At 43.4% G+C, this 7,202-nt stretch carries 7 protein-coding genes and 1 pseudogene; all 8 read left to right on the top strand.

Going from position 1 to position 7,202, the window contains the following annotated elements; genetic code table 11:
* Positions 1-541: galactokinase (locus KHB02_RS26770; RefSeq protein ID WP_476739053.1), on the top strand; the 541-nt coding region annotated here is incomplete at its 5' end.
* Positions 538-1,539 carry a UDP-glucose 4-epimerase GalE gene (gene galE / locus KHB02_RS26765; RefSeq protein ID WP_213147652.1) on the top strand — a complete coding sequence of 334 codons (1,002 nt, stop codon included), beginning with the start codon at positions 538-540 and terminating at the stop codon, positions 1,537-1,539. The genes KHB02_RS26770 and galE, both read left to right, overlap by 4 nt.
* The gene (gene galT, locus KHB02_RS26760) at positions 1,532-3,013 is read left to right on the top strand and encodes a UDP-glucose--hexose-1-phosphate uridylyltransferase (RefSeq protein ID WP_213147651.1); all 1,482 of its coding nucleotides are present in this window, start codon (positions 1,532-1,534) and stop codon (positions 3,011-3,013) included. The genes galE and galT overlap by 8 nt, the downstream gene beginning before the upstream one ends.
* 24 nt (positions 3,014-3,037) lie before the next feature.
* Positions 3,038-4,096: an aldose epimerase family protein gene (locus KHB02_RS26755; RefSeq protein WP_213147650.1), complete on the top strand. Its 1,059-nt coding sequence runs from the start codon at positions 3,038-3,040 to the stop codon at positions 4,094-4,096.
* 3 nt (positions 4,097-4,099) lie between these two features.
* Positions 4,100-5,092 (top strand): LacI family DNA-binding transcriptional regulator, encoded by a 993-nt coding sequence (locus KHB02_RS26750; RefSeq protein ID WP_213147649.1) that lies wholly within the window; start codon positions 4,100-4,102, stop codon positions 5,090-5,092.
* Between the two features lie 221 nt (positions 5,093-5,313).
* The gene (locus KHB02_RS26745) at positions 5,314-5,691 is read left to right on the top strand and encodes a GntR family transcriptional regulator (RefSeq protein ID WP_213147648.1); all 378 of its coding nucleotides are present in this window, start codon (positions 5,314-5,316) and stop codon (positions 5,689-5,691) included.
* Positions 5,692-5,696: 5 nt separating this feature from the next.
* Positions 5,697-6,596 (top strand): ABC transporter ATP-binding protein, encoded by a 900-nt coding sequence (locus tag KHB02_RS26740; protein ID WP_213147647.1) that lies wholly within the window; start codon positions 5,697-5,699, stop codon positions 6,594-6,596.
* Positions 6,571-7,202: pseudogene (locus KHB02_RS26735) on the top strand (multidrug ABC transporter permease); the annotation flags it as partial. The gene KHB02_RS26740 and the pseudogene KHB02_RS26735, both read left to right, overlap by 26 nt.

Below are 7,202 nucleotides of genomic sequence, written 5' to 3'. Positions count from 1 at the left end.
GCGCCGGGAGTTGGCAGACTCAAAATACAATAAGCGCCGGGGCGAGTGCGAAGTGGCACTGAGCCAGCTTCAGCAAGAACTCCCAATTGATGCGTTGGGGCAGCTGTCTATACGAGAATTTGAAGATAACAAACATCTTATTACCGATGAAGTGGTTCGAAAGCGTGCAAAGCATGCAATCTATGAAAATATAAGAACGTTAAAGGCACTTGAAGAATTAAAAGCCGGCAACTTGGAGGCGTTTGGCCAGCTAATGAACCAATCCCATGCCTCGTTACGTGAGGACTATGAGGTCACAGGAATTGAACTTGATAGTTTAGTAGAAGCTGCATGGAAGCAGCCGGGGGTCTTTGGTGCTCGGATGACAGGTGCTGGGTTTGGCGGATGTGCGATTGCAATAGTTGCTAATGAAGAGGTTGGAAATTTTATCGCTAATGTCGGTGAGGTGTATTTTGAAAAGATTGGCTATAAGGCTGATTTCTATGTTGCCGGCATTGGCGGGGGGGCAAAGGAAATCGAAATGGAGGCTGTTGCGGAGTGAGTATTCTTGTTTTAGGCGGGGCGGGCTATATTGGCTCGCACGCTGTGTACCAATTGATTGACCAAGGTTATGAAGTGGCAGTGATTGATAACCTGCAAACCGGCCACCAGGGTGCCATTCACCCAAAAGCCCATTTTTATAAAGGTGATATCCGAAGCCGGGAGTTTATGAAGACGGTTTTTGAAAAGGAAAATGTAGAGGCTATTATGCATTTTGCTGCCAACTCCCTTGTTGGAGAATCGATGTTGGAACCGCTGAAGTATTTTGACAACAATGTGCATGGGACACAAATTGTTCTTGAAATGATGAAGGAATATGGCGTGAAACATATCGTATTTTCTTCGACAGCTGCCGTTTATGGAGAACAAGAAATAATGCCGATTGCAGAAGAAGCGGCGGAGCTGCCAACTAACACGTATGGAGAAACCAAACTGGTTGTGGAAAAAATGATGGCATGGTGTGAGAAGGCATTCGACCTGAAGTATGTATCCTTAAGGTATTTCAATGTGGCAGGAGCAAGAAGTGACGGACAAATTGGAGAAGACCATAATCCAGAAACCCACCTGATTCCGGTTGTATTGGAAGCGGCGTTAGGAAAGCGGCCGGCGATTACCGTTTTTGGGGATGATTATGATACATCGGACGGAACCTGTATCCGCGATTATATCCATGTCGAGGACTTGATTGCTGCCCATATTTTAGCCCTCAAGTATTTACAAAATTACGGACAAAGCAATATCTTTAACCTCGGCTCCAGCCAAGGGTTTTCCGTAAATGAAATTATTGAAACGGCCAAAGAGGCTACGGGTATTGATATTCCGGTTCAATTTGGGGCACGCCGTTCAGGTGATCCAAGCACCTTAATCGCCTCATCCGAAAAAGCTCGGCAAGTACTCGGCTGGAACCCGGCAAGAACATCAATCAAGCAAATCATCAGCGATGCTTGGAATTGGCATCAGCATCACCCAAATGGTTATGAAGGTGAACAATATGATTAATCAACTTGTTCAACAACTAATTGGTAAAGCCCTGGCTGTTCATTTAATCGAGAGGGATGACGAAATCTATGCCCGTAACCAAATCCTGTCGCTATTACAATTAAATGAGTTTACGGAATGTGAAGGAGAAACAAATCTTGAGATTCCCGATGTGTTAGAGGAGATCGTAGATTACGCCTGCGAGAAAGGAATCATTGAAGATATTTTTGATGAAAAAGAGATTTTTACTAGTAAAATTATGAACTGTTTCATCGCCCGGCCATCGACGGTCAATCAGAAATTTTATGAAAATTATAGACAGAGTCCGGAAGCGGCGACTCAGTATTTTTATGATCTAAGCAAAAACAGTAACTACATCCAGATGAAGCAGATTCGGAAAAATATCGAATATAAGGCGGAGACGGAATACGGAAGGCTGGATATTACGATCAACCTTTCGAAGCCAGAAAAAGACCCGAATAGCATTGCCCGCGAGCGCGAGATGCAACAAACAGCCTATCCAAAATGTCTCCTTTGTATAGAAAATGAAGGCTATGCCGGGAGGATTGGTCATCCGGCCCGTTCCAATCATCGCATGGTCCGCGTGAATCTGTTGGACAGAATATGGTACTTGCAATATTCACCGTATGTGTATTATAACGAGCATTGCATCGTCATATCTGAAACCCATTCAGATATGAAAATTAATCAAGAGACGTTTTTAAGATTGTTAACCTTTGTCGAGCAGTTTCCGCATTATTTCTTAGGGTCTAATGCCGATTTGCCGATAGTGGGCGGTTCCATTCTCTCTCATGACCATTATCAAGGCGGCAATTATGAATTTGCGATGGCGAAAGCAACTGATGATTGGAGCTTTGAAATGGCCGGGTTTCCGGATGTTCAAGGCTCTGTTGTCAAATGGCCGATGTCTGTTATCCGTCTCCGTTCGGAGCAAATAAGCACTCTGACGGATGCTGCTGTCCATATTTTAACAAAGTGGAAAAATTATAGTGACGAATCGCTTGGTATCATTGCCTGGACCAGTGAGACTCCTCATAATACAATCACACCGATTGCCCGTAAAAAAGGGAACTTGTTTGAACTGGACTTGGTCCTTCGCAACAACCGGACGAGTGCAGAGCATCCGCTCGGAATATTCCACCCCCATGCCGATGTTCATCATATTAAAAAGGAAAACATTGGGTTAATTGAGGTCATGGGGCTCGCTGTATTGCCTGCCCGTTTAAAGGATGAGCTGTCCGAAGTTGAAAAGTACATCCTCGGAAAGCCAAATGCAGTGGCTGATTACCATTTGGAATGGGCGGAGCAGTTAAAACACCGATTAACCCCAATTGCGAACAAATCAAACATAGAATCTTTGGTTAGGGAAGAGGTCGGCAAGAAGTTTTTGAAAGTATTAGAGGACGCTGGTGTCTTTAAACGGGATGAAGCGGGGAAAACTGGGTTTCATCGATTTATCCAAACAATATCTTGAGTTTGAAAATGGAGTGGTAAATCAATGAAAATAGTTGAACGGGAATTTGGTAATTATGATGGTGAGCGGGTGATAGAGTATACATTGACGAATGATTTCGGGATGTCTGTTTCTTGTTTGAACTACGGTTGCGTTATTACAAAAATTATTGTTCCTGACAGGAATGGCCATTTTGAAAATGTTGTCCTTGGTTTTGATCGGTTTGAGGACTACCTGGAATGGTCGCCTTATTTTGGGGCAGTAATTGGGAGAGTGGCCGGAAGAATAAAGGATGCCCGGTTTGAATTGGATGGAGAAGAGTACCTGCTGGCAGCTAATGATTATCCCAACCACCTGCATGGCGGGCAGAAGGGGTTTAGTTCAGTAATTTGGAAAACAGAAAAAATCGAACAGGAAAATGTGGTCGGGTTGAAGTGTTTCTATCGAAGTTTGGACGGAGAAGAGGGATACCCAGGTAATTTGGATACTGCTGTTACCTATCTTTTATCCAATACGAATGAGCTGAGCATCAGCTATGAAGCACGAACGGATCATAAGACGTTAATCAATTTAACGAACCATTCGTATTTTAATTTAAGCGGCAATCTGAAAAGGGATTGTTCTGAGCACATCCTTCAATTGGAAAGTGATCGCTTTTTAGAACTTGGACTAGATTTAATTCCTACAGGGAAAATGCTGGAATCAAAGAATACGCCATTTGATTTTAATCAGGGGCGTTTCTTGTTGTCAGGAATGAAGTCCTCCCATCCGCAAATCGTGCTTGCTGGAAACGGCTATGATCATCCGCTTCTTTTTAAAAAAAGTGGAGAAAATACAATCATGTTGAGTGATAAAGAAAGCGGCAGATTTCTTAGGGTGACAACAGACCAGCCATGTGTGGTCCTTTATACCAGTAATCAACTGGAAGGTCCGTTTTCGATATCAGGTGTCCGCGCAAGGAATTATTTGGGTGTGTGTCTTGAAACGCAAGGTCTTCCAGATGCCATTCACCATCCGGGGTTTCCCACTGTGATTTTACATCCTGAGGAAGTATACTATTCAAAAACGAAGTATCGGTTTTTTTCAAATACAATAGGAGTTTGACTTATGGCAACTATTAAGGATATTGCAAAAAAAGCGGGAGTATCAATAGCCACTGTATCAAGAGTGCTGAATTATGATACGACTCTTTCAGTTAGCGATGAAACTAAAAAGAGAATTTTTGAAGTGGCAGAGGAGCTGGATTATAAGAAAAAAGCGGTTGTTCGGAAAACCGAAATCGGAAAGATTGCTCTTTTTCAATGGTATACAGAAAAAGAAGAGCTAGAGGATTTGTATTACATGTCCATTCGTCTTGGAGTGGAAAACCGATGCCGGCACCATGGGATTCAGGTAATTAAATACTTTCAGGATAGCTTTGAGGAATTGAAGGGAGAAGATATCCACGGACTGATTGCCATTGGTAAATTTAGCAGCAGGCAGATCAGCGATCTGGCTTCTGTAACGGAAAACATCGTGTTTGTCGATTATTCTCCCGATGAGGATCAATATGATTCCGTTGTGGTTGATATGGAAAGAGCCACTATGAAAATTTTGGATTATCTGTTGGAGAAAGGGCATAAGGAAATTGGCTATATTGGGGGAAGAGAAGCTTATAAAGACCAAGCCACTGTCATCGAGGATTCGCGGGAACTGGCCTTTAAGCGGTATTTGACAGGAAAAGGACTTTTGGATGAGAAATTCATGTACATCGGAGGATTTTCGGTGGACCAAGGCTGCACTCTAATGAAGCAGGCGATTGAGGATCACGGTGACCGCCTGCCGACAGCTTTTTTCGCCGGTAATGACCCGATTGCCATTGGAGCACTTAGGGCCTTGCTTGAAGCGGGGATTTCCGTACCTGAAAGGGTAAACATCATCGGAATAAACGATATTAGCGTATCCAAATATGTTTTTCCTGCTTTAAGCACAGTAAAAGTCTATACCGAACAAATGGGAGAAACGGCGGTCGACACCCTCCTCGAAAGAAACGAAGGCCGAACCATTGCCAAAAAAATAACCTTCCCAACCAAACTAATCATAAGAAACAGCAGCTTCTAACTAAAGACCATAGAAAACAAGTACAAGAACTGGATGACCCAAAACAGGGGCATCCAGTTTTTGCATTTTGTCAGCCTCAGGTGGACAATCTCCACGCGCGGTGCCTGTCACCTTTTTCCTGCAAATACCAAATTAGGGCTTCCTTTTTAGAAAGGAATGGAATATAATCATAGTGTACTATGTATGATAGTACAGTTAATACAGATTGGGGGCACCCAGTTATGTTTGAGCTGGATATGAGGAGCCGTAAACCGATATATGAACAGCTGGTGGATAAGATGAAGGAACTGATTATGAATGAGCTGCTCAAGCCCGATGAACAGCTTCCGTCGGTCCGGCAGCTTGCAACCGAGCTTTCCATCAACCCAAATACAATTCAAAAGGCTTACCGTGAGCTTGAAACACAGGGGTTTATTTATTCTGTCAAAGGGAAGGGAAGCTTTGTCAATCCAAACCAAAAAGCTATTGACAAGGAGAAGATTGTGGAAATGAAGAAGGAACTGGAAAAATTAATCTTAGAGGCTTTGTACCTCGGGATTCCGGCGCAGGAACTGATTTCTCTCATCCAAGACCTTGATGCTTCAAAAGGGGGAGGCTAAAAGTAATGATTGAAATGAAAAACGTAATTAAAAAATTTGATCGGCACGTCGCGGTCGAAAACGTCAACCTAACCATTCAAAAAGGTTCGATATATGGATTAATCGGTTCAAACGGGGCAGGTAAGACCACCATCATCAAGCTCCTCGCGGGTATTTACCGGCAAGAGCAAGGGGAAGTCACGATTGACGGGCTACCCGTTTTTGAAAATATCCACCTCAAAGAAAAACTATTTTACATACCAGACCATCCATATGTTTTCCCACAATACACCACCAAGCAAATGGCCCGCTTTTACAGAAGCTGCTATCCAAGCTGGGATGAGGAACGATTCAAGAATCTGGCCCAAGCGTTTGAGGTGGATGTAAATAAGAAAATTCAATCCTTTTCCAAAGGCTGGCAGCGTCAAATTGCCTTTATCATGGCTCTGGCGGCAAAACCAGACATTCTCATCCTCGACGAACCAATGGATGGCCTTGATCCGGTTGTTCGCAAAAAGGTGAAGAACCTGCTGATTCAAGATGTGGCAGAAAGAGAAATGACGATTCTCGTTTCGTCCCATAACCTTCGGGAAATTGAGGACATTTGCGACCATATCGGTATCCTTCACAAAGGGACACTTTTAATCGAAAAAGAGCTGGATGACCTAAAGTCCAATGTCCACAAAGTCCAAGTTGCATATAAGAATGGCTTGCCAGATAGACTGCTCGATAAACTAAAGCCGCTTCATGCGGAAAAACGGGGAAGTGTCCATCTGCTTATCGTCAGGGGTGAAGAGGCAGCGATAGCAAAACAAATTATCGAGACCCATCCCGTCATTTTTGACCTGCTCCCACTAACACTTGAAGAAATCTTTATTTACGAAATGGGGGATATCGGCTATGCCATCAAAAATGTCGTTGTTTAATAAAGAACTGATGCTGCAAATGGGACGCAGTACAGGCTGGATTTCCGTCATTTACCTGCTTGGTCTGCTGTTTGTGCTCCCGATTCGCATTCTATTAATTCTATATTCAGATTCTGATAATTTTTTATACTATCAGTCTCGTAACAACCTTTTTCAATATGATTACGAGATTCAGGTTTTCCTGATTGCGATTGCCCCTGTTATTTTGGCTGTCTTTTTGTTTCGGTTCCTGCATGTCAAACAAGCAGCGGACCTCATGCACAGTCTTCCGTTAAAGAGGGAGCGGATTTTTCACCATTACGCTTTGACAGGAATGGTACTGCTCATCCTGCCGGTTGCCATCGTAACAGGAATCGTCTACATCATGCATTTCACCTATGACCTCGGCAGCTTGTTCACCATCCATGATCTACTCTACTGGTCAGGCACAATCATCGTTATTACGCTGCTCCTGTATATAGCAAGCGTATTTGTTGGAATTATGACGGGAATCTCGGTAGTTCAAGCCGTACTGGCGTATGTTTTTCTATTTTTCCCGATCGGGATCACCGTATTGCTGTCCTATAATTTGAAAATCCTGCTCTACGGATTCCCGGGCGATTTTTT

Source organism: Neobacillus citreus (assembly GCF_018343545.2).
Taxonomy (GTDB): domain Bacteria; phylum Bacillota; class Bacilli; order Bacillales; family Cytobacillaceae; genus Neobacillus; species Neobacillus citreus.
This window is presented reverse-complemented; position numbering and strand designations above follow the sequence as displayed.

Bases quoted from the DNA above. Each gene is read 5' to 3' on its own strand.
- galT (WP_213147651.1), top strand. From the start codon at position 1,532: ATGATTAATCAACTTGTTCAACAACTAATTGGTAAAGCCCTGGCTGTT.
- KHB02_RS26755 (WP_213147650.1), top strand. From the start codon at position 3,038: ATGAAAATAGTTGAACGGGAATTTGGTAATTATGATGGTGAGCGGGTG.
- KHB02_RS26750 (WP_213147649.1), top strand. From the start codon at position 4,100: ATGGCAACTATTAAGGATATTGCAAAAAAAGCGGGAGTATCAATAGCC.
- KHB02_RS26745 (WP_213147648.1), top strand. From the start codon at position 5,314: ATGTTTGAGCTGGATATGAGGAGCCGTAAACCGATATATGAACAGCTG.
- KHB02_RS26740 (WP_213147647.1), top strand. From the start codon at position 5,697: ATGATTGAAATGAAAAACGTAATTAAAAAATTTGATCGGCACGTCGCG.